The sequence below is a fragment of the Bacillus sp. C28GYM-DRY-1 genome, assembly GCF_030519405.1.
Taxonomy (GTDB): Bacteria; Bacillota; Bacilli; order Bacillales; family Bacillaceae; genus Bacillus; species Bacillus spizizenii_A.
The window spans coordinates 1-238 of record NZ_JAUMKF010000112.1 but is presented as its reverse complement, the minus strand read 5'-3'; the positions used below and the strand labels follow the sequence as shown (position 1 = coordinate 238).

The following is a 238-nucleotide window of genomic DNA, read 5'->3' as shown; positions in this document are numbered from 1 at the left end:
TTGAAAAGGTTAAGCCTTACTACAGCGAAAACAAAGGCCGCCCCTCACTCGACCCGCTGATTTTATTCAAAATGATGTTTATCGGCTACCTCTACGGTATCCGTTCAGAAAGACAGCTTGAAAAAGAGATTTACTACAATATGGCGTACAGATGGTTTTTGGGCCTGAATATCAATGACCCAGTTCCGCACCACTCCACCATCAGCTGGAACAGACGCACACGCTTTAAAGATACAAC

At 44.5% G+C, this 238-nt stretch carries 1 protein-coding gene; it reads left to right on the top strand.

Annotation, left to right across the window (positions count from 1 at the left end; genetic code table 11):
- Positions 1–238, top strand: a 238-nt coding sequence (locus Q3W56_RS21265; RefSeq protein ID WP_302896726.1) for a transposase, incomplete at both ends; no start/stop codon positions are given.